Source organism: Ideonella sp. (assembly GCF_036277275.1).
GTDB lineage: Bacteria > Pseudomonadota > Gammaproteobacteria > Burkholderiales > Burkholderiaceae_C > Ideonella.
The window spans coordinates 1-24,120 of sequence record NZ_DASUNH010000015.1; the positions used below are offsets into that span (position 1 = coordinate 1).

Below are 24,120 nucleotides of genomic sequence, written 5' to 3' on the forward strand. Positions count from 1 at the left end.
GAACTGCCACCACAACTATGTGCAGAAGGAAACCCACTTCGGCCAGGACGTGTTCGTGACCCGCAAGGGCGCGGTGAGCGCGAAGAAGGGCGAGCTGGGGATCATCCCGGGCAGCATGGGCGCGCGCAGCTACATCGTGCGTGGCAAGGGCAACGCCGAGAGCTTCGAAAGCTGCTCGCACGGCGCCGGTCGCACGATGAGCCGCGGCGAAGCCAAGCGCCGCTTCACGCTGGCCGACCACCGCGCCGCGACCGAAGGCGTCGAGTGCCGCAAGGACAAGGACGTGATCGACGAGATCCCGATGGCCTACAAGGACATCGACGCGGTGATGGATGCGCAGAAGGACCTGGTCGAGGTCGTGCATACGCTGAAGCAGGTGGTGTGCGTGAAGGGCTGAGCCCCTGGCGGGCGGCAGCCCGTGCATCAACCAAGAACAAGAGAGGGAAGAAAGATGATTGAACTGGACGGCTCCGTCGGCGAAGGCGGCGGCCAGATCCTGCGCACCGGGCTGGCGCTGGCCATGTGCACCGGCCAGCCGCTGCGCATCCACAGCATCCGCGCGAAGCGCCCGAAGCCGGGCTTGATGCGCCAGCATCTGTCGTGCGTGCAGGCCGCGCAGGCGATCAGCAGCGCGGTGGTCAGCGGCGCCGAGTTGGGCTCGTCGTCGCTGCAATTCGAGCCGGGCGCGGTGCGCGCTGGTGACTACCGCTTTGCCGTCGGTTCGGCGGGCAGCTGCACGCTGGTGCTGCAGACGGTGCTGCCGGCGCTGATGCGCGCCAACGCGCCCAGCCGCATCGAGCTGAGCGGCGGCACGCACAACCCGATGGCGCCGCCGTTCCACTTCATCGAGCGCTGCTTCGCGCCGCTGCTCAAGCGCATGGGTGTGGGCTTGGCACTGCAGCTGCGCCGACACGGCTTCTATCCAGCCGGTGGCGGCGAAGCAGTGGCGACGATCACGCCCGCCGAGCACGGCCTGCAGCCTTTCGACCTGCTGCATCGCGGTGCGCTGCGTGAGGTGTATGCCGAGTGCCTGGTGCCGGGCCTGCCGCGTGGCGTCGCGACCCGCGAACTGTCGACGCTGGGCGAGGCGATGGGGTGGTCAAACGATCAGCTGCGTACGCCGGCGGTTCGGCAAGACGAGGGCCCCGGCAATGCGCTGATGGCGACGCTGGCCTACGAGCAGGTGACCGAGCTGGTCACCGCGTTCGGCGAGAAGAACCGCAGTGCCGAAAGCGTCGCAGCAGCGGCGGTGGCCGAGCTGCGTGTCTTCCAGGCCGGCAGCGGCGCAGTAGGCCCGCACCTGGCCGACCAGCTGGCCTTGCCGCTGGCGCTGGCGGTGCACGACAGCGGCCGCACCGCCGCCTACAGCTTCACCGAGCTGACCGAGCATGCCCGCACCAACTTCGAGGTCATCGAGGCGTTTCTGCCGGTGCGCTGCGAGACGCAGGGTGCTGATGGCGCCTGGCGCGTGACGATCAGCCCGCATTGATCGGGCCGAAGCGGCCGTCACTGGTAACAAGCGCCGGTGTGCAGCCGCTTTTCAGCCGATCGCGCGGGTGCTTTCACGGCGATGCTGGAGGCCTTCGAATGCGACTCGCGTTTGGCGACCCCACACCATGCCCTTGCCCGCTTCCTCCGGTCAGATCCTCTACGTGCTCGACGTGGCGCAGAAGCTGCACGAGATGGAAACTGGCCGCCTGCCGCTGGACCCGGTGGCCTACAAGCTGTTCGCCCGCCGCCTGAAACAGGCGCTGGCTGGCTGCTCGGCGCGTGACTTGCCCGGCAATGTGTCGCAGGCGCCGGCGCTGCGCGAAGCGATGGCCGATCGCTACTTCGTCGAACACGGCCACTTCATGAACGGGCAGGCCGCAGCCGACATCGTCTGGGCGGTGATCGACCGCGTGCAGGATCGTCTGCGCGGCTGAGTCGACCGACCACTCTAGCGGGCCCGCGCGCGCAGCTCGCGCACGCCGTGCCCCAGGCGCTTGCGCAACAACGTGCGCAGCGTCACACCATCTGCATAGCCCACCTCGGCCGCGATCTTCTCGATGTCGGCCTGGCTGGTGCGCAGCAAATGCACGGCACGTTCGACGCGCAGATCCTGGAAGTACGACAGCGGCGACTTGCCCAGCACGGCCTCGAGCCGGCGCTGCAAGGTGCGCTTGCTGGTGGCCAACGCATCGGCGGCTGCGTCGAGCGAAAACCCCTGGTCGAGCCGGCCTCGGGCCCAGCGCTCGAAGCGCTGCACCAGCGGGTCGGCATGGGCCAGGTGGTCCGGGATCATGAACGCGGCCTGTGACGGCCGCGAATCGACCAGCAGGTAGCGCGCCACGACAGCGGCCAGCTCGGGGCTGAGCTGGCGCACCAGCCACAGCGCGAGGTCGAGGTGTCCGATGGCCGCGCCGGCCGTGACGAAGTCACCCGAGGGAACCAGCATGCGCGACTCGTCGAGCCGCACGCCCGGGTAGCGTTGGCGAAACAGCGGCCCGAGCCACCAGGTGGTGGTGGCCTCGTGGCCCTCGAGCAGGCCCGATTCGGCGAGCAGAAAACCACCGATGCAAGCCGCGGCCACGCGTGCACCGCCGCCATGCCAATCGCCCAGCTGGGCCGCGCCGTCTCGGGTGTCGGGCCGCGCCAACGCATGCACCAAAGGCTCGGGCATCTTGGTGCCCAGCGCCGGTACGACGACCCAGTCCGGTTGCGGGCAGGCGCTCACCGGCTGCACCGGCACGTGCAGGCCCAGCGCGGTGCTCACCTGCTTGCGCACGCCGACGATCGTGATGTCGAAGCACGGCGCCGGCAGTTGTTGCAGCGCGGCGAGTTCGTTCGCGGTGGTGAAGGTGTCGAGCACCGATGCCAACCCGGTATCGAAAACGCCATCGAGCGCCAGCACGGCAATCTTCATGGCGTATATGGTATCGAAAATGTCATTTGCGGCAATGGCGTGATGGGGCTTCGATGCCGACACTGGCCCCCGTCGAATCACCGACGAACCCTTCAATCAGGAGTCACCCCATGATCAAGCTCGCCCTGTTCGCCCGCCTCGAAGCCAAGCCCGGCAAGGAAGCCGAGGTCACCCAGTTCCTGCAAGCCGCGTTGACGATGGCGCGCGATGAGCCGGCCACGCCGATCTGGTTCGCGCTGCGCTTGTCGCCGACCACCTTCGGTGTCTTCGACGCCTTCCACGACGAAGCCGGCCGCCAGGGCCACCTGACGGGCCCGATCGCGCAGGCGTTGATGGCCAAGGCGCCTGAGCTGTTCGCCAGCCCGCCTTCGATCGAACCGATCGAGGTGTTGGGCCTGAAGAACAGCGGCGCGGTCTGACCTGAATCAGGCCGGTGCAGCCGGATGTTGCGCTGCCCGGCGCGACAGTCGAACCGTGCCGGCCGCGTCGACCGACACCGTGCTGTAGTTCGCCGCGTACAAGCGGCGCAGGCGCACCACGTCCTTCTCGTAGTCGCGGGCGAGCTGCGCCTTGTGGCGCGCGCTCAGCAACCGACCGCCGACCTTGAAGAACTTGCGCTCTTCTTCACCCAGGTGGTGGTGCACCTTGTGGCTGAGTGCGGCCATCGTTGCGGTCCACTCGTCGCTGGCCTTGTCGCGCACGCTCAGGTCTTCGCACAACTCTTCGATGTCGTGGTGTTCGGACAAGGCGTGGCGCGTCGCGCTGAGGCCGGCGTCCGTCATCAGCATCGGCACGTACAAGAACCGTTCCTCGGCCGCCGCGTGCGCTTCGAGCTCGACCTTGAGCTGCAGGAACAGCATCTCGCGCCGCTGCGGGTGGCGCGTGTGCGTCAGGCGACGACACAGGCTGCGCTGGATTGCGTGGCTGTCGCGCAGGGCGTCGAAGAGCGTGGGTGCTGTCATGAGGTGAATGTCCTGGGATGTGCCGACTGCGGGCGACGGCCACTGCGGCCCAGTGTGGGCGGTCACGCCGAGGCGCCGCGTAGGCGCCGGGCGACTCACGTTGTAGGACCGTTCGCCGCGTCAGTGGTGGGCGCGCGGTGGGCCAAAGGCGGGTGCGCGGCTGCGCGGCGGCGGCAGGCCCTCGGGTGGCATGAACTGCTCGTCGGCCGCCAGGCCGGTGGGCAGGCCCAGCCGCTTCGCCAAGTGCGCCGCGTCGTATGGTGCGTGCACCTTCACATCGTTGTCGAAGTAGCAGTAGACGTCGCGCCTGGCGCGGCGTGATGCGGCCTTGGGCGACGCGAGTCGCGCGTCGGCCACCTGCCGGCCGTTGCGCCACGCGGCAATGCGCTGGGCCCAGCGGTCGAGCGCCGCGTCGCTGTAGCCGCTGGCATACAGCTCCTTGTCGCCGTGCAGCCGCAGGTAGACGAAGTCGGCGCTGAGGTCTTCCAGCTGCGGCCATTTGCCGGCCGTGTCGGCCACCACCAACGCTACCCGGTGCCGCCGCAGCATAGCGATGAAGCCGGGGTCGATGAAGCTGTCGTGGCGGATCTCCAGTGCATGGCGCAGTGGCTGCGAATGCCGCACCCGCAGCAGGCTGCGGCCGTTCAGGCGCTCGTCGTGCCCGCGCGCCAAGGCGAGTGCCGCATCGGTGTCATGCGGCAGCAGCTTCAAAAAGGCCTCGAAGCGCGCTGGGTCGTAGGGCAGGTGAGGTGGGCATTGCCACAGCAGTGGCCCCAGCTTGTCGCCAAGCGCAAAAACCCCCGAGGCGAAGAAGTTCGCCAGCGGTTGCCGCGCATCCTTCAGGCGCCGCATGTGCGTGATGTAGCGCGGGCCCTTGACCGCGAAGACGAAGTCCTCGGGCGTCTCGTCGTGCCACTGCTCGAACGACTCCGGCCGCTGCAGCGAGTAGAACGTGCCGTTGATCTCGATCGTCGGCAGCATGCGCGACGCGAACGCCAGCTCCTGCCGTTGCGGCAGCTTGGGCGGGTAGAACACGCCGCGCCACGGCGCGTAGCGCCAGCCCGAGATGCCGATGCGGATGTCGCCGTGTGCTGCAGCCATGCCGTGGCCCGGCAATCGGCGCGCCCGCAGATCGGACCGCATTCCAGTTAAATGGATCATTGTTCCTGTAAACTGGAAGACATGGACATCAACATCCGTATCGGTCGCCGCGTGCGCGAGCTGCGCGACGCGCACGGCCTGTCGCTGGACGCGCTGGCTGAGCGCAGCGGCGTCAGCCGCTCCAACATTTCGCTGATCGAACGCGGCCAGAGCAGCCCGACCGCGGTCGTGCTGGACAAGCTCGCCGCCGCGCTCGGCGTGACGGTCGCCTCTCTGTTCGAAGACAGTGCCAAGGTCTTGACCGAGCCCTCACCGATGGCCCGCGTCGCCGAGCAACCGCTGTGGACCGATCCGGCCACCGGCTACGTCCGGCGCAATGTGTCGCCCGCCGCGCGCTCGCCGCTCCAGCTGGTCGACGTGATCTTCCCGGCCGGCCAGCGCATCGCCTATGACAGTGGCCCGCGCGAGACCGAGGTCCACCAGCAGGTCTGGATGATCGACGGCACGATGGAGATGACGGTGGGCGACACGCACTGGCGGCTGGAGACCGGCGACTGTCTCGCGATGCGGCTGGACCAGCCGATCGTCTACCGCAACCCGACCCGCTCACCCGCGCGCTACCTGGTCGCGCTGGTGACCCTGCCTTTCATGCCCACCCGGAGAAACGGATGACCGAGCAAGTGACGATCCGGCGCGTCGGCGCCAACGAAGCCGCGGCCTGTGTCGAGGCACTGGCCGATCTGCTGATCGACTGCGTCGAAGGCGGCGCGTCGGTGAGCTTCATGGCGCCGCTGCCGCGCGAGCGCGCATTGGCCTTTTGGCGTGGCGTCGCCGAGGGGGTGGCCAAGGGCGAGCGGGTGCTGCTGGTGGCCGACGATGCGGGCGGCCAACTGGTCGGCACCGTGCAGCTGATCACCGGCTTGCCTGACAACCAGCCGCACCGCGCGGATGTGGCGAAGATGCTCGTGCACCGGCGCGCGCGGCGCCGCGGCATCGCGCAGCAGCTGATGGCCGCGCTCGACGACGAGGCCCGCGCCGAAAGGCGAACGGTGCTGGTGCTCGACACCGTGACCGGCGGCGATGCCGAGCGGCTGTACCAGCGCGCCGGCTGGCAGCGTGTCGGCGACGTGCCGGCGTATGCGCTGATGCCGAACGGCGAGCCCTGCGGCACGACCTTCTACTTCAAGCACCTGCCGTGAATCTTCCGTTCGAAGTCTGGGTCGGCTGGAGGTATTTCAGAAAGACCAAGGGGCACGGTGGCGGACCGCTGTCGTTCTTTTCGCTGATCACCACCGTCGGCATCGCGCTGGGCATGGCGGTGCTGATCACGGCGCTGTCGATCTTCAACGGCTTCGAGCAAGAGGTTGCCCGCCGCATGCTGGAAGTGGTGCCACATGTCGAGGCCTTGTCCACGAGCACCCGCCTGGCCCCAGCCGCGCTCGATCAGGCCATCCGCAGCGCCGCGCCGGACACGGTGGTTGCGACCGCCCCGTTGCTGATCGGCGACGCGCTCGCGATCCGTGGTGACCTCATGCGCGGCGCGCGCGTCAGGGGCATCGACCCGGACGCCGAGGCGAAGGTCACCGCGCTGGGTGGCCAGATCGCCCGCGACGCATTCCAGACACTGAAGCAGCCGGGGAGGAACGTGGTGCTCGGCTCGGCGCTGGCCGAACAGCTGCAGGTTCAGGTGGGCGACACGGTGGTCCTCACGGCGCTGCACGGCCCCGTCAACCCGAATCAGAAGACCGAGCTGCGCCCGTACACCGTGTCGGGCCTGTTCAGCGCGAACCACCATCTGTTCGACAGCGGCTACGCGTTCTGCTCGCTGGCGACAGCCAAGGAGTTGTTCGGCGACGCCGGCGTGGCGGGCGTCGAGATCAAGGTGATCGACCCGAGCGCCGCACGCAGCGTGGCCGAGCGGCTGGCCGCGGCGGACGAGGTCCAGCAACTGCCCGCCCCGGCCCGGTTCCGCGACTGGACGCAGACCAACCGCGCCTGGCACGACAGCCTGCAGCTGCAGAAGCGGATGATTGCGCTCATCGTCAGCCTGATCATCGCCGTGGCGGCCTTCAACCTGGTCAGCACGCTGGTGATGTCGGTCGAAGACAAGCGGGCCGACATTGCCATCCTGCGGACGATCGGGGCCTCGCCGGCGTCGATCATGCTGATCTTCATGGTCAACGGTGCGGCCGCCGGCGTGGCGGGCACGTTCGGCGGGTTGGCGCTGGGCCTGCTCGTCACGAGCCACATCACCGAGATCGTGGCCGGCATCGAAGCGCTGGTTTCCACCACCATCCTGCGCTCCGACATCTACCTGATCGACCACATGCCGAGCGACCCGCAGGCCGGCGAGATCGTCGCCGTGGCACTGATGTCGATCGTGCTGTCGCTGCTGGCCACGCTGTACCCCAGCTGGAAGGCGAGCCGGCTGAACCCTGTCGAAGGGCTGCGCCACGAGTAGCGCGTTCACTCAACCCCTAGCCTCGGCGGCCGTGCATGCCCCCCGGCTGCTGCATCATCGCGGGCTGAACCACAGGAGAGGCGCCCCGATGAACAACAACCTGCTCCACTGCGCGCTGGCCGTGTCGATGGCGCTGATGGCGCTTGCCGCCGGCCCGGCCACGGCCGTGACCGTGCAGACCTTGTCGCCGCAAGGCGAGGTGGCCCAGGTGCGGCAGGTGCGCGCCACGTTCAGCGAGGCGATGGTGCGCTTCGGCGACCCGCGGTTGCCGGCGCCGTTCGACGTCGCGTGCCCGGCGCCGGGCAGCGGCCGCTGGGTCGACGACAAGACCTGGGTCTTCGACTTCAAGGAAGACGTGCCAGCCGGCAGCGCCTGCCAGCTGACCGCCAAGACCGGGCTGAAGGCGCTGGGCGGCAGCGACCTCACCGGCACCACCCGCTACGCCTTCAACACCGGCGGCCCGATCGTGCGGCGAGCCTACCCGAGCGACGGCGGCAGCGGCTACGGCGGCCGGGTCGAGGAAGAACAGGTCTTCGCGCTGCTGCTCAACGGCGCGGCGACGCCCGAGAGCATCGAGCGCTTCGGCCACTGCCAGGGGTCGTCACTGGGTGAGCGCATTCCGCTGAAGGTCATCACCGGCAGCGTGCGCGACGAGATCCTGAAGGCGGTCAACCTGCGTGCGCAGCAGGCGCGCGTGGCCACGGTGCGCTGCGCGCGGCCGCTGCCGCCCGGCGCCAAGCTCGAGCTGGTCTGGGGCAAGGGCATTGCCACACCGTCTGGCGTGCCGAACTCGGCCGACAAGCGCCTGAGCTACGAAGTGCGGCCGCCGTTCAACGCCAGCTTCACCTGCGAACGCGAGAACGCCCGCGCCGATTGCCTGCCGATCCGGCCGGTGCGCTTGGAGTTCTCGTCGCCGGTGCCGCGCAGCGTGGCTGAGAAGGCGGCGCTGGTGCTGCCTTCGGGCGAGCGGCTCGCACCGCAGCTCGAAACCGGCCGCGGCGACCAGACCGAGCAGTTGCTGTCGTTCTGGGAGCGCGGGGTGCAGCGCTTCCTGTTGTTGATCGGCCGCAGCCCTGGCAAGACGAACGACGTGGCCGAGCTGCGCGCGCAGGAAGGCGTCAGTGCGGCGCACTGGAAAGTGGCTTTGCCCGAAGCCGCGGCGCTGCGCGTCGAGCTGCCGCCTGACTTCAAGGACGACGCCGGCCGCGCGCTGGCGAACGCCAACCGTTTCCCGCTCACGGTGAAGACCGCGAGTGCGCCGCCGCTGGCCAAGTTCGCTGCCGCGCCGTTCGGCGTGCTGGAGTTGAACGCCGAGCCGCTGCTGCCGGTGACGCTGCGTCACGTCGAAGCCGATCTGGCCGTGAAGGGGCTCAGCCCGGCCGGCCCGTTGCCGGTGCGCGACATGCGGCTGACCGACGACAGGCAGATCGTCGCCTGGCTCGCCAAGGTCAAGCGTTACCAAGAGCGCTGGCTGCCGCGCGACGAGGTCGAGGCCGAGCTGAAGCGCAAGCTGCCGCCGCCACCGCCCAAAACCAAGCCGGCGAAGCCGACCAAGCGTTATGGCGAAGACCTTCCGGAAGGCGAGGGCGATGAGGGCGAGTACGGCGACTACACGCCGCCCGACGAAACCAAGGCGGTGCAGACCCGCGCGGTGGGCCTGCTGAGCGGCGAGCCGAACGCCCGCCGCCTGTCGCTGCCGGCCAGTGATGCGAAGGAAGGCCGGCCGTTCGAGGTGGTCGGCATCCCGCTGCGCGAGCCGGGGCTGCACATCGTCGAGATCGAGTCGCCGCGGCTGGGCCGCTCGTTGCTCGACCGCGAAGCGCCGATGTACGTGCGCACCGCGGCGCTGGTCACCAACCTCGGCGTGCATTTCAAATGGGGCGCCGTCAATTCGGGCGTCTGGGTGACCACGCTCGACAAGGCCCGGCCGGTGGCCGATGCACAGGTGCAGATCTCGGACTGCCATGGCGTGCCGCAGTGGAGCGGCCGCACCGATGCCACCGGCTTTGCGCTGGTGCCGGTGAAGCTGCCGGAGCTGAACTGGGAAGCCTGCAACGGTGCGCGCGGCGACCTGGGCCGCGAGGTCGGCTACTTCGTCAGCGCCCGCAAGGCCGACGCGACCAAGGGCTGGACCGACATGGCTTTCGTCTGGTCGACCTGGAACGAAGGCCTCGAGGCGTGGCGCTTCCACCTGCCCATGGCCGGCCGCTGGGGTGACCCCGACGAACGGGCCACGCGGCTGCACACCGTGATGGACCGCACCTTGCTGCGCGCCGGCCAGACGGTGTCGATGAAGCACTTTGCCCGCCAGGAACAGCTGGCCGGCATCGGGATGGCCCGTGCAGATCAGTTGCCCAGCCAGCTCGTCGTCACCCACGACGGTTCGCGACAGGAGTTCAAGTTCCCGCTCGTCTGGCGCGCGGGGCGCTATGCCGAATCGACGTTCGAGATCCCACGTGACGCCAAGCTCGGGCGCTACGCCGTGGCGCTCGCTGGCGATGGCCGGGTGACGATGCAGGAGACCGGGGGCTTTCGCGTCGAAGAGTTCCGCCTGCCCTTGATGACCGGGCGCTTGGTGCCACCGAAGGGCGCGCTGGTGCAGCCGGCCGAGGTGCCAATCGACCTGCAGGTCAACTACGGCAGCGGCGGCGGCGCGGCCGGGTTGGACGTTCGCGTGTCCGCGCAGCTGCGGCCGGCCAATGGCGACACGTCGCGGCGAAACCAGGCCTACCCCGGCTTCAGTTTCGAGAGTCCGCGGCAGGCACGCGATGCCACCGTCGCACCGTATTTCGAAGAAGAATACGTCGACGAGAACGACGACGGGCGCATGCTCTCGCGCCGCGGCGGCACCGATGCCAAGCTGGTGGGCGACAAGCTCGCCGTCACGCTGGACAAGAACGGCGCCGGCCAGGTCAAGCTGACCGGCCTGCCTGCCGTGCAACGCGCCTCCGAGCTGCTGCTGCAGGCGACCTACGCCGATCCGAACGGCGAGATCCAGACGCTGACGCAGACCGTGCCCGTTTGGCCCTCGGCGGTGGTGCTGGGCGTGCGCACCGACCGCTGGGTGTCGGTCAAGCAGTCGCTACCGACACAGGTGCTGGCGCTCGACACGTCGGGCAAACCGATCGCGCAGCAGCAGGTGTCGTTGCGTGCCGTGCTGCACAAGGTGCAGTCGACGCGGCGCCGGCTGGTGGGCGGCTTCTATGCCTATGACAACCAGCGCGCCGACGAAGAGCTGGGCGAGGTCTGCACCGGCCGCACCGATGCGCGCGGCCTGCTGCTGTGCGACGTGAGCCTTAAGGTAGCCGGCGAGATCGAGCTGATCGCCAGCGCGACCGATGCCGGCGGCCACGCGACCCGCGCCGCGGCCAGCGCGTGGGTCACGCGCCAGGGCGAAACCTGGTTCGGTGGCGACAACGACGACCGGATGGACGTGATCCCCGAGCAGCGCTCGTACGAGCCGGGCCAGACCGCACGCTTCCAGGTGCGCATGCCCTTCCGCCACGCGACCGCGCTGCTGGCGATCGAGCGCAACGGCATCCTCGAAACGCGCACGATCGAGCTGCACGGCAAAGACCCGACCATCGACCTGCCCGTCAAGCCCGAGTGGGGGCCGAACGTCTACATCTCGGTGCTCGCGGTGCGCGGGCGGTTGCGCGAGGTGCCGTGGTATTCGTTCTTCCAGTGGGGCTGGAAATCGCCCTCGCAGTGGTGGAGCGACTACAAGCAGGCCGACGAACCGGTGCAGCCACCGACCGCGATGGTCGACCTGGCCAAGCCGGCGTTCAAGTACGGCATCGCCGAGATCCTGGTCGGCACCGCGGGGCACAAGCTGAAGGTCGACGTGACGACCGACAAGCCGAGCTACCCGATCCGCGCGCAGGCGCAGGTGAAGCTGAAGGTCACGCTGCCGGGTGGCCAGCCGGCGCCCGCTGGCACCGAGGTGGCGGTGGCCGCGGTCGACGAGGCGCTGCTCGAGCTGATGCCCAACGACAGCTGGGACCTGCTGAAGGCGATGATCCGCCGCCGCGACTACGACGTGGAGACCTCGACGGCGCAGATGCAGATCATCGGCAAGCGGCACTTTGGCAAGAAGGCGGTGCCGGCCGGCGGCGGTGGCGGCCAGTTCCCGACGCGTGAGCTGTTCGACACGTTGCTGCTGTGGAACCCGCGCGTCACGCTGGATGCGAACGGCCAGGCCTCGCTGACCGTGCCGCTCAACGATGCGCTGACGAGCTTTCGCATCGTCGCGGTGGCCGATGCGGTGCAGGGCGCGAACGCCGGCCTGTTCGGCACCGGCCAGGCCAGCATCCGCAGCACGCAGGACCTGCAGATCCTCGCCGGCCTGCCGCCGCTGGTGCGCGAGGGCGACCGCTACCGCGCGAGCGTCACGCTGCGCAACACGACCGCGAAGGCGATGGACGTCAAGCTCAGCGCCAGCGTCGACAGCAGCGAAGGTGCGCAGACGATGGCGCCGCAGACGCTGCGCATCGAAGCCAACGGTGCGCAAGAGGCGGCGTGGGACGCGCTGGTGCCGTTCAACGTCAAGTCGGTCGAGTGGACGCTGCAGGCCGAGAGCGCCGCCGCACGCGACAAGATGAAGTTCACGCAGAAGGTGGCCGAGGCGGTGCCGGTGACGGTGCAGCAGGCCACGCTGACGCAGCTGGACAAGGCGGCGTCGCTTTCTGTGGCGCCACCGCAGACGGCGCTGCGTGATGCCAAAGGCGTGATGCGCGGCGGCATCGAGGTCAACCTGAAGCCCAAGCTGGGCGACGGCCTGGCCGGTGTTCGCGCGTACTTCTGGGCCTACCCCTGGAGCTGCCTGGAGCAGCAGGCCTCGGTGGCGATCGGCCTGCGCGATGCGCCGCGCTGGCAATCGCTGATGACACGGCTGCCGCTGTACCTGGATGACGATGGCTTGGCGCACTACTTCCCGCCCGGCGCCGGCGGCCGCAACAGCGGCAGCGACACCCTGACGGCCTACCTGCTGTCGGCGAGCACCGAGGCGGGCAGCGAGTACGCGATCCCCGACGCGGCCAAGAGCCGCATGGAGGCCGGGCTGGTCGCCTTCGTCGAAGGGCGGCTGGAGCGCAAGTTCTGGGTGCCGGCATTCCTGCGCAACGGCGACCTCGATGTGCGCAAGCTCAGCGCGCTGGAAGCCCTGTCGCGCAGCGGCAAGGTGCAGCCGCGCATGCTGCAGGCTATCCAGATCGTGCCCAACCAATGGCCGACCGCCGCGGTGATCGACTGGCTGATGGTGCTCGACCGCACGCCGAACCTGCCCGAGCGTCAGCAGCGCATCACCGAAGCCGAGACCATCCTGCGCTCACGCCTGAACCTGCAGGGCACGCGCATGGGCTTTTCGACCGAGCGTGACGACAACTGGTGGTGGCTGATGGCCAACGGCGACAGCAACGCGCTGCGCCTGCTGGTCGCGGTGATGCAGCGCCCCGGCTGGAAGGACGACATGCCGCGGCTCGTGACCGGTGCGCTGCAACGCCAGCAGTACGGCCGCTGGTCGACAACGCCGGCCAATGTCTGGGGCGTGCTGGCGATGGAAGCCTTCTCGCGCCGCTTCGAGAACGAGCCGGTGGCCGGCAGCACGAAGGCCGGGTTCGACGGCGCACCGGCGCAGAGCCTCGATTGGGCTGCCAAGCCGCAGGGCGGCACCCTCGCAATGGGATGGCCGGCGCCAAAGCTCGGTGCTGCGTCGGCGCCGTTGTCCGCTGGGGACCTGAAGGTCACGCAAGAGGGTTCCGGCAAGCCCTGGCTGACCGTGATTTCGAAGGCGGCGGTGCCGGTCGAGCAACCGTTCTCGTCGGGCTACCGTATCACCAAGACGCTGACACCGGTCGAGCAGAAGATGGCAGGCAGCTACAGCCGCGGCGATGTCTACCGCGTCAAGCTCTCGATCGATGCACAGGCCGACATGACCTGGGTGGTCGTGCACGACCCGATCCCCGGCGGCGCCACGCTGCTGGGCAGTGGGCTGGGCCGCGACAGCGCCTTGTCGACCGAAGGCGAGCAGCGCGACAGCCGCGGCTGGCTGGCCTATGAAGAGCGCAGCTTCGAGGCCTTCCGCGCCTACTACCGCTACCTGCCCAAGGGCCCGCTGGTGCTGGAATACACCGTGCGCCTGAACAACCCCGGCGATTTCGGCCTGCCGCAGACGCGCGTCGAGGCGATGTATGCGCCCGAGATGTTCGGTGAATCCCCGAATGCGCGCTGGGTGGTCAAGCCGTGAGCATGCGCCGGCTCGTCGCGCCGATGCTGCTGATGATGGTCGGCGCTGCATGGGCCGGCGAGCTGCCGCGCTTCGGCGAGGTCAAGGCCGCGTGGCGACCGTCTGACCAGGTGCTGCTCGACCGCCATGGCGAACCGCTGCAGACCGTGCGCACCAACCTGAAGGTGCGCAAGCTCGATTGGGTGCCGCTGACCGAGATCTCGCCCGCCATGCGCACGGCGCTGCTGTTGTCGGAAGACAAGCGCTTCTACGAGCACAGCGGCGTCGACTGGTCGGCCGTGGGTGCGGCGGCCTTTGGCAACCTGTGGAACAGCCGCACGCGCGGCGCGTCGACGCTGACGATGCAGCTCGCCGGCTTGCTGGACCCGAAAGCCAGCGGCCGCGGCGGCAACCGCAGCCTCGGCACCAAGCTCACGCAGGCCGGCACCGCGCTGGCATTGGAGAAGCGCTGGCGCAAGGACCAGATCCTCGAGGCCTACCTGAACCTGGTGCCGTACCGCGGCGAGCAGGTCGGCATCGCCGCGATGGCGGCCACGCTGTTCTCCAAACGCCCGAGTGGGCTGGACGCGCAAGAGGCGGCGATCGCGGTGGCGCTGCTGCGCGCACCGAACGCCTCGCCGGCCACCGTGAGCCAGCGCGCCTGCGTCATCCTGCGCGAGCAGAAGCTGGACTGCGTGGGCCTCGAAGGTGCCACCGTCTACGCACTCGGCCACACCGCCGTCGCACGGCTGGATGGCGACACGCAACTCGCGCCGCATGTCGCGCGCCGCTTGCTGCGCGGCGAAGCGGCCCCGCAGGTCCGCAGCACGCTCGATGCGGGCCTGCAGCGCTTCGCCCGTGACACGCTGCGCCGCCAGCTCGCCGAGTTGCGCGGCCGTCAGGTCGACGACGGTGCGCTGCTGGTGATCGACAACACGAGCGGCGACGTGCTCGCGTGGGTCGGCTCCAGCGGGCCCGAGCTGTCGCAGGCCGGCGAGGTCGATGGGGTGCTCGCGCGGCGCCAGGCCGGCTCGACGCTCAAGCCCTTCTTGTACGGACTGGCGATCGAACAACGCTGGTTGACGGCCGCGTCACTGATCGACGATTCGCCGCTGGGGCTGGAGACAGTGGGCGGCCTGTACATCCCGCAGAACTACGACAAGCGTTTCAAGGGCCTGGTGTCGGTGCGCACGGCGTTGGCCGGGTCACTGAACGTGCCGGCAGTGCGCACGCTGGTCAGCGTCACGCCGGAGGCGTTCTTCCAGCGGCTCAACGCGCTGGGCTTGGGCCTGCGAGAAAGTGGCGGTTACTACGGCCACAGCCTCGCGCTCGGCTCGGCCGAGGTGGCCCTGGCCGACCTGGCCAATGCCTACCGCGCGCTGGCCAATGGCGGCCGCGTGTCCGCGCTGCGTTTCAAGCCCGGTGATGCCAAGGCCGCGCCGCGCGCCGTGCTCGACCCGGCTGCCGCGTTCATCGTGACCGACATGCTGGCCGACCGCGAAGCCCGCGCGGTGACCTTCGGCCTCGACAACGTGCTGGCCACGCGCCGCTGGAGCGCGGTGAAAACCGGCACCAGCAAGGACATGCGTGACAACTGGTGCGTCGGCTTCTCGCGTCGCCATACGGTGGCCGTGTGGATCGGCAACGCCAGCGGCCTGCCGATGGCCGACGTCTCCGGTGTCAGCGGCGCCGCGCCGATCTGGCGCGCAGTGATGGACGAGCTGTGGCGGCGCGATGCCGGCGCGACGGCCACCACGAAAGACCCGGCGCCACCGGCGGGTCTGGTTCGCCAGGCCTTGCGCTTCGACCCAGCCATCGAGCCGCCACGCCATGAGTGGTTCCTCGCCGGCACCGAACAGGCCACGATCGTTCGTGCCGACCAGGCCCCGCCATCAGCACTGATCGCTCAACCGATAGCCCGCACCGTGCTCGCCCTCGACCCCGACATCCCACCCGCCGCACAGAAGATGCGCATCGCCCCGGCCCACGCGATGCCCAACGGCTGGCGCTGGCGGCTCGACGGCAGGGTGCTGGGTGCGGCTCAGCCGATGCAGTGGTTGCCGTGGCCGGGCTCGCACCGGCTGGAGCTGCTGGATGCGAAAGGGGCCGTGCGCGAGGCGGTGGTCTTCGAGGTGCGCGGCGCACTGGTCAAAGGGCCGCGGGTGGCACAGGGTGAACCGAAAGGGCGCAGCCTTCACTGATCGGGCGGCGCCGACCTTCGCGCAGCGCCCCTACGGCCGCAGTGCGTACGCCTGCTCGAACAACGCCATCAGCGGCGCGCTGACCGGCGGCAAGCCGTCGATCACCTGCTTGGCCCAGTCGAAGTAGTCACGTCGCCGCTGCAACGACCAGTCGGCCGGTGGTGAGTTGGCGATGTCGCGCAGGTTGCAGATCTTGTCGGCCAGCTTGACCAGCGCGGCGCTGGGGCTCTTGCGCGGCGCGTGCTCGACCTGCAGGGCTTTGCGGCGGTGCTTGGGCAAGGCCTTGTCGTCGGTGACCTCGGCGACGATGCGGGCGACGGTGTCGCCAAAGCGTTCGCGCAGCTCGTCCAGCGTGGTCTCGGTGTCTTCCACCGTGTCGTGCAGGATCGCGGCGATCAGCACGTCCTGGTCGTCGATGCCGACATCGACCGCCAGCAGCCGCGCCAGCGCCAGCGGGTGATTGATGTAGGGGCTGGCCTCGCGGTCCTTGCGGCGTTGGTCGCGGTGGCGTTGTGCAGCGAAATGGATCGCGTCCAGCAAGCGGGCCGTGGCGTTGAGCGTGGTCATCGGGGCTTCCGTCAGGGGGGGCAGCCGGGGGCGGCCTGGCCGGCGCGCGGTGCGCGTGGTGGCCGCTTGACCAGCGTTGGCGCGGCCGTGCGAGGGCGGCCGACCACAGCGCCGGTCGGGACCATCGCGCCAGGCCGGAACAGCGGCTCCTGCTCGAACAACTGGACGACCCAATCGATGAACACCCGCAGGCGCGTGCTCATGTGGCGGCGTGACGCGTGGGCGATGTAGATCGGCTTCTCGTCGCAGGTCCAGTCGGGCAACAGCCTCACCAGGCGCCCATCGGCCAGCGCGTCGCTGACCAGGAACGCGGCGATCGACATCACGCCCAGACCGGCGAGCCCGGCGGCCACGTAGGCGTTGCTTTCGTTGAGCGACAGCACGCTGCGGCCCTGCACCGTCAGCCGCTGGCCGCCGCGCTCGAAGGCCAGCGGCCGCAGCTCGCCGCTGCCCGGCCTGAACAGGCTCAGCACGCGGTGTGCCGGTGCCTCCAGGTCGCTCGGGTGCTTGGGCACGCCGTGCGTGCGCAGGTATTGCGGCGTGGCGCAGGTGACGTAGTTGAAGACACCGAGCTTGCGCGCCACCAGCGATTCGTCCTCGATCACACCGCCGCGGATCACGCAGTCGATGTTCTGGCCGATCAGGTCGGTCAGGCCGTCGCCGACGCCCAGGCTGATCTCGATGTCGGGGTAACGCGCGTGAAAGGCCGGCAGCGCCGGGATCAGGAACTGGCGTGCGAGTGCGGCGCCGATGTCGACCCGCAGGCGCCCGCGCGGTGAGGCCTGTGCGTTGACGACGCTGGCCTCGAGCGCCTGCCAGTCGTCGAGCCAGCCGGCGGCGCGTTCGTACAGCCGCTGGCCGTCGGGCGTGATGTTCAGTCGCCGCGTCGTGCGGTGGATCAGTTTGGTGCGCAGGTGCGCCTCCAGGTCTTGCACCGAGCGCGTGACAGCGGCGTTGGTGGCGCCCAGCGAGGTGGCTGCCTTGGTGAAGCTGCCACATTCGACAACCCGGGCGAAGGCTTGCAAGGCGGCGAACTTGTCCATCCGATCGATTGTTGCACCACAGAAATACAGCCCGCTTGCCGCGGTGCTTGTTTGCCCCGGCGCCACGGCCTATCGTTCGGCCCGCGTCTTCCACCGGCGCCGCGGTCGGTCGGGGAAATCCGGCCCCGCGCCCGACGACCCTCATGGTCGCGACACCGATGGAGGAACTCCTTTCCCGTTTCCCGCAGAACACAGCAAGGACACATCATGTTGAACCCCACCGCCTTCGCAAGAACCGCTGTCGCCGCTGCACTGGTGACCAGCCTGTGGGCTGGCGTCACCACGGCGTCGGCACAGACGCCGCCCCCGCCGACGCTGGCCAAGGCCCAGGCCGGCTATGTGCGCATGATGCTCGGCGACGCCGAGGTCACCGCGCTGTCCGACGGCAGCGTCGTGCTGCAGTCCAGCATCCTGACCGGTGCCAAGCCCGAGCACGTGGCCGACCTGCTGAAGCAGGCGCACCAGACCGGCCCGCTGCACACCTCGGTCAACGCCTACCTGATCAAGGTCGGCAGCAAGCTGGTGCTGGTCGATGCCGGCGCCGGCAGCTTTTTCGGCCCGACGCTGAACAAGCTGCAAACCAGCATGAAGGCAGCCGGCTACGCGCCGGACCAGGTGACCGACATCGTCATCACCCACCTGCACGCCGACCACGTCGGCGGTCTGGTCAACGGCGACGCGATCCAGTTCCCGAACGCGACCGTGCATGCCGACAAGGCCGAGCTGGACCATTGGCTCGACGCGGCGAAGACCGAGGCTGCGCCGAAGGAGGCACAAGGCTTCTTCAAGATGGCGCAGGCGGCATTGAACCCCTACGTGAAGGCCGGCAAAGTCAAGCCGTTCACCGGTGCGACCGAGATCGTGCCGGGCGTGCGCACCCAGCCGACCCACGGCCACACGCCGGGCCACAGCTTCTACGTGCTCGAGAGCCAAGGCCAGAAGCTGGTTTTCTGGGGCGACCTGATGCACTTCGAAGAGGTGCAGTTCCCCGAGCCGGAGATCACCGTCGCGTTCGACGTCGACTCGAAGGCCGCCAAGGCCCAGCGCCTGACCGCGTTCGCAGACGCGGCCAAACAGGGCTACCTCGTCGCGCCGTCGCACGTCACCTTCCCGGGCATCGGGCACCTGCGCAAGCAGGGCAACGGCTATGTCTGGCTGCCGGTGCGCTACGTCAACGACAATTATTGACGCCCCCACGCCCGCTCCGGCGGGCCCCCCGAGGGGGCTCGCGCAGCGGCCCGGCAGAGCCGGATCCGCGCCCGCCACTTGAAGGGGGCGGCGCTTCGCGCGCCCCGTTGGGATCGGCCTAGCGTGTTGCGAAGATCGGGCTTGTCTGCGTGAACGGCGTCACCAGGCGCCACAAGCGCATGGCCCGGCCGAGGAACACGCCGCTCAGCGCGCCATACAGCAGGCTGATCGCGAGGGCGGACGTGGTGTGTTGCGCCAGCCCGGGTTGCAGCACCATCGCCACGCCGACGGCGTACTTGGTGACGAAGATCCCCATCATCATCACCAGCGGCACGGCGCTTCCCGGCAACGTGAACGTGCGTGTGGCTTCGTCGTAGCCGGTGCCGGCCGGCAGTGGGCGGCGCATCACCAGCCACGCGCTCGCGCTCAGCGCCTGCAGCCACACCAGCAGCACCCAGGGCTGCGAGTCAAAGCCGGCGCTGACGCCGTAGAACGACAGGCCCAGCATCGCCAGCGGCAGGATCGAGACCTTCACCAGGCTGGCGTGGCGCGCGGACAGCTGCAACAGACCGACCACCAGCAGCACGGCGAACAGACCGAACACCCAGAAGGGGGTGTGAAGAAGAATCTGCATCAGCATCGCGGGCTCCATCTGTTTGTGTTCAACATCGATGGGCGCGATGGTGCCGGGCCGCCTCGGCGGTGGCGAGCCGCTTGCGATCGGCGGGGCTCGGCCGGCGCGAGTGGTGGTGGAAATGGCGCCAGCGGCGGACGGTCAGCCCGCCCAGCTCGCGACGATGCGCGCGGCAGCGGCCAGCACCTCGTTGCGCGGCTTGGCGTCCTGCGAGGGCTGCGTCGTGTAGACGGCCAGCACCAGCGGCGCGCGGTGCGGCGGCCATATCACCGCGATGTCATTGGCGGTGCCGTGGTCGCCGGTGCCGGTCTTGTCGCCGACCCGCCAGTCGGCTGGCACGCCGGCACGGATGCGCTCGGCGCCGGTCGTGGCGCCGCGCAGCCAATCCTGCAGCTGGGCGCGTTGCAGCGCGGGCAGCGCCTCACCGAGCGCCAGGCGCTGCAGGCTGCGCACCATCGCGTCGGGCGTGGTCGTGTCGCGCGCGTCGCCGGGCAGGGCCGTGTTCAGCTCGGTCTCCCAGCGGTCGAGGCGGAAGCTCTCGTCGCCGATGCTGCGGGCGAATGCGGTGACCGCCGCCGGGCCGCCCAGGCGCTTCATCAGCACGTTGGCGGCGGTGTTGTCGCTGACCTGCACGGTGGCTTCGCACAACGCCGCCACCGTCATGCCGGCACCGACGTGCTGCGCGGTGATCGGCGAATAGCTGACCAGGTCGCGCTTCGAATAGGGCAGCCGCTGCTGAAGCAGCCGGGGCTCGCGCACGCTGCGCCCCAGCACCGCGGCGGCCAGCATCATCTTGAAGGTGCTGCACAACGGGAAGCGCTCGTCGGCACGGTGGCCGAGGTGTTCGCCGCTGCCGGCATCGAGCGCAAAGACGCCGAGGCGGCCTTTGAAATCGGCTTCGAGCAGCCTGAGCTGGTCGCGCGCGGCCGTGGCCTGGCGTTCTGCGAGGGACGGCAGGGACCAGCCGGCCAACGGCAGGGCGGTGCCGCCCAGCAGCAGCTGGCGGCGTCGGATATCGGGAGGGGTCGACATGCCGCTCATTGTGCTGACTGCGCCTGCCATTCGGCCTGCGTGATTTCGTAGACGGCCGTGTCCATGTCGTACCAGCGCTCCACGCCGCGGCAGCGCATGCCCAGCCGCTGCATCACCTTGGCCGATGCGAGGTTGTCGACATGGCAGACCGACAGCAGCAGTGGCGTCTTCAGGTGGTCGAAGGCCCAGCCGGCCATCGTGCGTGCCGCTTCGGATGCCAGGCCCTGGCCCCAGCGGTCTTGCCGCAGGCGCCAGCCGATCTCCAGCGGGTTGGTGGCGTCGCGTGCCAGGTGCTGGATGCAGCCGGCACCGACGATCTGGCCGCTGTCGAGTTCAACGAAGGACCACCACGAGTAGCCCCATTCGATCCAGCGCGCCTTGACGCGATCGATGGCGGCCCGGGTGTCCTCCCGCGTCTCGGCCTTGCCGGTGATGTAGCGCATCACCACCGGGTCGCGGTTCAGTTCGTACAGCCCGTCCAAGTGGACATCGTCGAAGGGTTCGAGGCGCAGGCGCGCGGTGCTCAGGATGGTCATGCCCCATTCTGAGTCACGACCGCACGGTCACGCGGCGCGCGCAGCGCCGCCGCTCTTCAAGTGGCGTGCGCGGAGCCGGCTTTGCCGGTCCGCTGCGCGAGCCCCCTCGGGGGGCAGTCCCCGGAGGGGGCGTGGGGGTCCACTTTCACCAGGAACTCGTCCAGCACCTGATTGAAGGTGGTGGGGTCGTCCAGGTGTGGCCAGTGGCTGGTGCCGCCGATCATCCGCCGTTTGAGCTGCCGAGCTTGGCGGTACAACGCTGTCGGGCTGTCGCCATGCAGCGTGTCGATCAGCAGGGCCGGGCCGGCGTAGCGAGCGAGCGCGGGCAATGGGTCGAACGCCAATATCGCCTCGATCATCGCCACCGTCGCGTCGCGGCCGATCTCGCCGCGTTCGACATTCAACAAGGCGTGCACGCTGGGTCGGGCCTGGGTCGTCAGCGATTGCCAGTACCTTTCCATCACTGCGTCGTAGTCGGTGTGCAGGGCGTCGAGGATGGCTCTGGCAGCCGCGGGGTCGGTGCGGCCGGGGGCGCCGACCAGCACCAGGCCGGCCAGCCGGTCGCGATGGGCGCCGGCGTAGGCCACCGCTGCGGCGCCACCCATGCTGTGGCCCACCAGCACGAAGCGCGGCAAGGCCAGCGCATCGGCCACCGCCGCAATGTCTTCGGCGATGCTGTCGATCGCGTAATCCAGGCCCTCGGGCGGCTCGGACTCGCCGTGGCCGCGCCAGTCCATGGCCAACGCGCGACGCTGCGGCCGCAGGTGCGACAGCTGGGCCTGCCAGTGGCCGGTGTTGCCGGCGAACGAGTGGACGAACAGCAGCGGCAGCCCGCCCTGGCCGCCGTCGTCGACGAACAACGCGCCGGCCGGTCCGGCGATGTGGCGGTGGAACGCATCGAGTGTCATGGTCAGCTCCTGCAAGTCCTCACCGATGGTCCGTCGACGTGAGGGGCGAGGCTGCCAGCGCTGACCGCATCGGCCTGTGAGAAAGCACCGACAGCCGCGGCGGACGGTCCTCGTCGTCAAGACCTGTTTCGAACTGTCACCAAGCCCGCGAAAACCCCTGCTTCAAGCACGCGTTGCGCGGCCGAAGCACGCGGTCTCAGCATCCCGAACCACGCGCGCCCCAGGTGCCACAACGAATCAGGGAGATTCATCGTGATGAACGCAACAACGGTCGCTCGCGGCCCGTCCTTCTCGGTCGCCAACCAGCATGCGCTGGCGACGATCCTCGAAGCCAGCCAGACCAAGAGCATCATCGCCTCGCGCGACATTTTCGACATCTCGGGCATCAAGCTCTGGGCGCGCGACCAGCCGGTCTCGAGCGCGCTGCAGCGCCGGCTGCTCGACCGTCAGCTGCGCAACCCGCTCGAAAGCTGCCTGCTGGCCGCAGACGGCGTCACCGCATACGCGCTGGTGCAATCGGTCGAAGCCTTGCTCGAACGTGACAGCCCGGTGACGGCGCTGATCCGGCCGCATGCCGGCCGCATCCTGAAAGAGGCGGCGCACCTGCCGCTGCATTCGGTGCCGCAACTGCTGCTGACGGCCAGCCAGGCCTCACGGCCGGAGTCCTTCGAGCATGCGGTGCAGGCGATGGCGCTGTGCGGCGCGATGATGGACGCGCACGGTGGCGGCACCGCCGAGATGCGTATGGCCTTGTTGTGCGGCCTGCTGCACGACCTGGGCGAGATGTACATCGACCCGCGCCACGGTGAGGCCGAGGCCGACCGGGAACTCGACTTCGTCAGCTACCAACAGCTGGTCGTGCACCCGCATGTCGGGCACCTGCTGATCGCCCAGCTGACCAACTACCCCGGCGCGTTGTCGCGCGCCATCGCCGAACACCACGAGCGGCTCGACGGCTCGGGTTACCCGCACGGGCTGCAGTCCGACGACGTTTCGGCGCTCGGCCGGATGCTGGCGGTCACCGAGGCCACGCTGGGCACGCTGCGCCACGCCGAACGGCCATTGCTGGCGCGTGCCAGCGTCTCGCTGCGGGCGGTACCTGGTGAGTTCGACCTGTACTGGACCCGCGTGGTCGAGGCCGGTGCCCGCGCCGAGCTGCCCAGCCGTGCCAGACTGGGCACCGCCGAAGTTCAGGCCCGCCTGGGCCGGCTGGACAGTGCCTTGCGCGCGGCCGAGGAGAGTGTCGCGGTGCTGGCGCTGGATGCCGAATCGCCGGCGCTGAAAAACGCAGTTGCGCTGGGGCGTCACCTGTTGGGCCGGTTGCGGGTGGGCTGGAACGCGAGTGGTTTGTGGAGCTCGCAAGCCCTGAACACGCGCGATGCAGCCGAAGTCGAGGCGATCGAGGAGGAGCTGGTGTTCCGCCTGCGCGCCATCGAGCGGGCGGCGATGCTGCGCGCCGGCGAGCTGGCGCCCCGCGATGCCGGCCGGCTGGCGACGCTGTGCGAGAGCCTGCGTGCCGTGACGGTCTGAATGAAGGAAGGGCCTGCCGCCACGCAGGCGGACAGGCCCTGTGCTGTGCCGGCCGAACAGTTACTCGGCTTGGGCCGGCGCCACGCTGGTGTCATCCACAGCCAGCGAGGTCAGCACCTGGTTGGTGATCGCCACCATCGAACCCGCATCCAGCGACTCCGCTTCCACCGGCTGCAGCACGGCCAGCGCGGCGCAGGCCAAGGTGATCAGCAGGTACGTCGGCGCGTTCATCTGCTTCATGGTGCGATCTCCCGGTTCTCAACCCGTCGGGTCGCTCAGGGGCGAACTTCGAGTCGGTTCTCGACGCTGACCACCCCGTTGACTGCCCGGGTCAATTCGGTGGCGCGATCACGTGATGCTGCATCAGGCGCAAAACCCGACAGGTTGACGCGGCCACTGACGGTGTCGACGTCGATCTTCAGCGCACTCAGCTTCGGATCGCCGGCCAGCGCGGCGTTGACCTTGGCGGTGATCGCCACGTCTTCGGCCCTGGTGGCCATCTTGTCGGTGGCGCTGTCGACCTTGGCGGCCATCTGGTCGGTGGCGTTGTCGATCTTCTGCTCCGCACGGTTCGCGGCGTTCTCGGTCGCGATCTTGGCCTCATCGGCCTTCTGCTCGGTTTTCGCGATCGCGCTGTCGAGCTTCTGGCCGGCGGTGGTGTCGTCCTGCTTCTGGCAGCCGATCATCAGGAACGAAGAGACCAAGGCGGCAGCCAGCACGCTGGCATGGGTGGTGGAGCGTTGATGGAAGTTCATGTCGATTCCTCTTTCGTTGTTCAGGCCGCGGCAGGGCGGCTCCATGTGAGGCCGGCGCGTCCCCACTGGGGTGC

General features: G+C 69.2%; 22 protein-coding genes. 11 read left to right on the forward strand and 11 right to left on the reverse strand.

Annotated elements, in window-relative coordinates; translation table 11 throughout:
• The 3 genes from VFY73_RS02890 to VFY73_RS02900 all read left to right on the forward strand — a co-directional run.
• Window positions 1–397, forward strand: a 397-nt coding sequence (locus VFY73_RS02890; RefSeq protein ID WP_329716406.1) for an RtcB family protein, incomplete at its 5' end; no start/stop codon positions are given.
• Between the two features lie 54 nt (window positions 398–451).
• The gene (rtcA, locus tag VFY73_RS02895) at window positions 452–1,489 is read left to right on the forward strand and encodes an RNA 3'-terminal phosphate cyclase (RefSeq protein ID WP_329716407.1); all 1,038 of its coding nucleotides are present in this window, start codon (window positions 452–454) and stop codon (window positions 1,487–1,489) included.
• Between the two features lie 127 nt (window positions 1,490–1,616).
• On the forward strand, window positions 1,617–1,925 hold the full coding sequence (locus VFY73_RS02900) for a hypothetical protein (RefSeq protein ID WP_329716408.1): 309 nt from the start codon (window positions 1,617–1,619) through the stop codon (window positions 1,923–1,925).
• 14 nt (window positions 1,926–1,939) lie between these two features.
• On the opposite strand, the gene VFY73_RS02905 is transcribed toward VFY73_RS02900, so the two are convergent.
• Window positions 1,940–2,905 (reverse strand): GlxA family transcriptional regulator, encoded by a 966-nt coding sequence (locus tag VFY73_RS02905; RefSeq protein WP_329716409.1) that lies wholly within the window; start codon window positions 2,903–2,905, stop codon window positions 1,940–1,942.
• Window positions 2,906–3,015: 110 nt separating this feature from the next.
• On the opposite strand from VFY73_RS02905, the gene VFY73_RS02910 reads away from it, so the two are divergent.
• The gene (locus tag VFY73_RS02910) at window positions 3,016–3,324 is read left to right on the forward strand and encodes an antibiotic biosynthesis monooxygenase (protein ID WP_329716410.1); all 309 of its coding nucleotides are present in this window, start codon (window positions 3,016–3,018) and stop codon (window positions 3,322–3,324) included.
• Between the two features lie 6 nt (window positions 3,325–3,330).
• Here the strand turns inward: VFY73_RS02910 and VFY73_RS02915 are convergent, their stop codons facing one another.
• Together VFY73_RS02915 and VFY73_RS02920 are read right to left on the reverse strand one after the other, a co-directional pair.
• Complete coding sequence (locus VFY73_RS02915) at window positions 3,331–3,867, reverse strand: hemerythrin domain-containing protein (RefSeq protein ID WP_329716411.1); 537 nt, start codon at window positions 3,865–3,867, stop codon at window positions 3,331–3,333.
• 120 nt (window positions 3,868–3,987) lie between these two features.
• Entirely contained in the window at window positions 3,988–4,968 is a 981-nt protein-coding gene (locus VFY73_RS02920) for a DUF72 domain-containing protein (protein ID WP_329716412.1), read from the reverse strand.
• Between the two features lie 81 nt (window positions 4,969–5,049).
• Here VFY73_RS02920 and VFY73_RS02925 point away from each other — a divergent pair, with 81 nt between their 5' ends.
• From VFY73_RS02925 to pbpC, 5 genes are all read left to right on the forward strand, one after another.
• On the forward strand, window positions 5,050–5,640 hold the full coding sequence (locus VFY73_RS02925) for an XRE family transcriptional regulator (RefSeq protein ID WP_329716413.1): 591 nt from the start codon (window positions 5,050–5,052) through the stop codon (window positions 5,638–5,640).
• Window positions 5,637–6,167 (forward strand): GNAT family N-acetyltransferase, encoded by a 531-nt coding sequence (locus tag VFY73_RS02930; protein ID WP_329716414.1) that lies wholly within the window; start codon window positions 5,637–5,639, stop codon window positions 6,165–6,167. The genes VFY73_RS02925 and VFY73_RS02930 overlap by 4 nt, the downstream gene beginning before the upstream one ends.
• Window positions 6,164–7,429 (forward strand): lipoprotein-releasing ABC transporter permease subunit, encoded by a 1,266-nt coding sequence (locus VFY73_RS02935; protein WP_329716415.1) that lies wholly within the window; start codon window positions 6,164–6,166, stop codon window positions 7,427–7,429. Before VFY73_RS02930 ends, VFY73_RS02935 begins: the two co-directional genes overlap by 4 nt.
• A gap of 88 nt (window positions 7,430–7,517) precedes the next feature.
• Window positions 7,518–13,673: an MG2 domain-containing protein gene (locus tag VFY73_RS02940; protein ID WP_329716416.1), complete on the forward strand. Its 6,156-nt coding sequence runs from the start codon at window positions 7,518–7,520 to the stop codon at window positions 13,671–13,673.
• A 2-nt stretch (window positions 13,674–13,675) separates the two neighbouring features.
• Window positions 13,676–15,853, forward strand: coding sequence for a penicillin-binding protein 1C (gene pbpC, locus VFY73_RS02945; RefSeq protein WP_329716417.1), 2,178 nt, complete (start codon window positions 13,676–13,678; stop codon window positions 15,851–15,853).
• A 30-nt stretch (window positions 15,854–15,883) separates the two neighbouring features.
• Here the strand turns inward: pbpC and VFY73_RS02950 are convergent, their stop codons facing one another.
• Both VFY73_RS02950 and VFY73_RS02955 read right to left on the reverse strand, forming a co-directional pair.
• Window positions 15,884–16,420 (reverse strand): HD domain-containing protein, encoded by a 537-nt coding sequence (locus VFY73_RS02950; protein ID WP_329716418.1) that lies wholly within the window; start codon window positions 16,418–16,420, stop codon window positions 15,884–15,886.
• An 11-nt stretch (window positions 16,421–16,431) separates the two neighbouring features.
• Window positions 16,432–17,463 carry a LysR family transcriptional regulator gene (locus VFY73_RS02955; protein ID WP_329716419.1) on the reverse strand — a complete coding sequence of 344 codons (1,032 nt, stop codon included), beginning with the start codon at window positions 17,461–17,463 and terminating at the stop codon, window positions 16,432–16,434.
• 207 nt (window positions 17,464–17,670) lie between these two features.
• On the opposite strand from VFY73_RS02955, the gene VFY73_RS02960 reads away from it, so the two are divergent.
• Window positions 17,671–18,651 (forward strand): MBL fold metallo-hydrolase, encoded by a 981-nt coding sequence (locus VFY73_RS02960; RefSeq protein WP_329716420.1) that lies wholly within the window; start codon window positions 17,671–17,673, stop codon window positions 18,649–18,651.
• Window positions 18,652–18,769: 118 nt separating this feature from the next.
• Here the strand turns inward: VFY73_RS02960 and VFY73_RS02965 are convergent, their stop codons facing one another.
• The 4 genes from VFY73_RS02965 to VFY73_RS02980 all read right to left on the reverse strand — a co-directional run bounded on the left by VFY73_RS02965 (window position 18,770) and on the right by VFY73_RS02980 (window position 21,761).
• Complete coding sequence (locus VFY73_RS02965) at window positions 18,770–19,291, reverse strand: DUF6622 family protein (RefSeq protein ID WP_329716421.1); 522 nt, start codon at window positions 19,289–19,291, stop codon at window positions 18,770–18,772.
• A gap of 135 nt (window positions 19,292–19,426) precedes the next feature.
• Entirely contained in the window at window positions 19,427–20,317 is an 891-nt protein-coding gene (gene bla, locus VFY73_RS02970; RefSeq protein WP_329716422.1) for a class A beta-lactamase, read from the reverse strand.
• Window positions 20,318–20,322: 5 nt separating this feature from the next.
• The gene (locus tag VFY73_RS02975; protein WP_329716423.1) at window positions 20,323–20,853 is read right to left on the reverse strand and encodes a GNAT family N-acetyltransferase; all 531 of its coding nucleotides are present in this window, start codon (window positions 20,851–20,853) and stop codon (window positions 20,323–20,325) included.
• 56 nt (window positions 20,854–20,909) lie between these two features.
• Entirely contained in the window at window positions 20,910–21,761 is an 852-nt protein-coding gene (locus VFY73_RS02980) for an alpha/beta hydrolase (RefSeq protein WP_329716424.1), read from the reverse strand.
• A 255-nt stretch (window positions 21,762–22,016) separates the two neighbouring features.
• Between VFY73_RS02980 and VFY73_RS02985 the strand changes: the two genes are divergently transcribed.
• Entirely contained in the window at window positions 22,017–23,291 is a 1,275-nt protein-coding gene (locus VFY73_RS02985; RefSeq protein WP_329716457.1) for an HD-GYP domain-containing protein, read from the forward strand.
• Between the two features lie 60 nt (window positions 23,292–23,351).
• Here the strand turns inward: VFY73_RS02985 and VFY73_RS02990 are convergent, their stop codons facing one another.
• Together VFY73_RS02990 and VFY73_RS02995 are read right to left on the reverse strand one after the other, a co-directional pair.
• Window positions 23,352–23,531: a hypothetical protein gene (locus VFY73_RS02990; protein ID WP_329716425.1), complete on the reverse strand. Its 180-nt coding sequence runs from the start codon at window positions 23,529–23,531 to the stop codon at window positions 23,352–23,354.
• 35 nt (window positions 23,532–23,566) lie between these two features.
• Window positions 23,567–24,046, reverse strand: a complete 480-nt coding sequence (locus VFY73_RS02995) for a BON domain-containing protein (RefSeq protein WP_329716426.1) — start codon at window positions 24,044–24,046, stop codon at window positions 23,567–23,569.
• Window positions 24,047–24,120: the final 74 nt, after the last annotated feature.

Coding starts and splice junctions, on each gene's coding strand:
- rtcA (WP_329716407.1), top strand. CDS start 452: ATGATTGAACTGGACGGCTCCGTCGGCGAAGGCGGCGGCCAGATCCTG.
- VFY73_RS02900 (WP_329716408.1), top strand. CDS start 1,617: ATGCCCTTGCCCGCTTCCTCCGGTCAGATCCTCTACGTGCTCGACGTG.
- VFY73_RS02905 (WP_329716409.1), bottom strand. CDS start 2,905: ATGAAGATTGCCGTGCTGGCGCTCGATGGCGTTTTCGATACCGGGTTG.
- VFY73_RS02910 (WP_329716410.1), top strand. CDS start 3,016: ATGATCAAGCTCGCCCTGTTCGCCCGCCTCGAAGCCAAGCCCGGCAAG.
- VFY73_RS02915 (WP_329716411.1), bottom strand. CDS start 3,867: ATGACAGCACCCACGCTCTTCGACGCCCTGCGCGACAGCCACGCAATC.
- VFY73_RS02920 (WP_329716412.1), bottom strand. CDS start 4,968: ATGGCTGCAGCACACGGCGACATCCGCATCGGCATCTCGGGCTGGCGC.
- VFY73_RS02925 (WP_329716413.1), top strand. CDS start 5,050: ATGGACATCAACATCCGTATCGGTCGCCGCGTGCGCGAGCTGCGCGAC.
- VFY73_RS02930 (WP_329716414.1), top strand. CDS start 5,637: ATGACCGAGCAAGTGACGATCCGGCGCGTCGGCGCCAACGAAGCCGCG.
- VFY73_RS02940 (WP_329716416.1), top strand. CDS start 7,518: ATGAACAACAACCTGCTCCACTGCGCGCTGGCCGTGTCGATGGCGCTG.
- pbpC (WP_329716417.1), top strand. CDS start 13,676: ATGCGCCGGCTCGTCGCGCCGATGCTGCTGATGATGGTCGGCGCTGCA.
- VFY73_RS02950 (WP_329716418.1), bottom strand. CDS start 16,420: ATGACCACGCTCAACGCCACGGCCCGCTTGCTGGACGCGATCCATTTC.
- VFY73_RS02955 (WP_329716419.1), bottom strand. CDS start 17,463: ATGGACAAGTTCGCCGCCTTGCAAGCCTTCGCCCGGGTTGTCGAATGT.
- VFY73_RS02960 (WP_329716420.1), top strand. CDS start 17,671: ATGTTGAACCCCACCGCCTTCGCAAGAACCGCTGTCGCCGCTGCACTG.
- VFY73_RS02965 (WP_329716421.1), bottom strand. CDS start 19,291: ATGCTGATGCAGATTCTTCTTCACACCCCCTTCTGGGTGTTCGGTCTG.
- bla (WP_329716422.1), bottom strand. CDS start 20,317: ATGTCGACCCCTCCCGATATCCGACGCCGCCAGCTGCTGCTGGGCGGC.
- VFY73_RS02975 (WP_329716423.1), bottom strand. CDS start 20,853: ATGACCATCCTGAGCACCGCGCGCCTGCGCCTCGAACCCTTCGACGAT.
- VFY73_RS02980 (WP_329716424.1), bottom strand. CDS start 21,761: ATGACACTCGATGCGTTCCACCGCCACATCGCCGGACCGGCCGGCGCG.
- VFY73_RS02985 (WP_329716457.1), top strand. CDS start 22,017: ATGAACGCAACAACGGTCGCTCGCGGCCCGTCCTTCTCGGTCGCCAAC.
- VFY73_RS02990 (WP_329716425.1), bottom strand. CDS start 23,531: ATGAAGCAGATGAACGCGCCGACGTACCTGCTGATCACCTTGGCCTGC.
- VFY73_RS02995 (WP_329716426.1), bottom strand. CDS start 24,046: ATGAACTTCCATCAACGCTCCACCACCCATGCCAGCGTGCTGGCTGCC.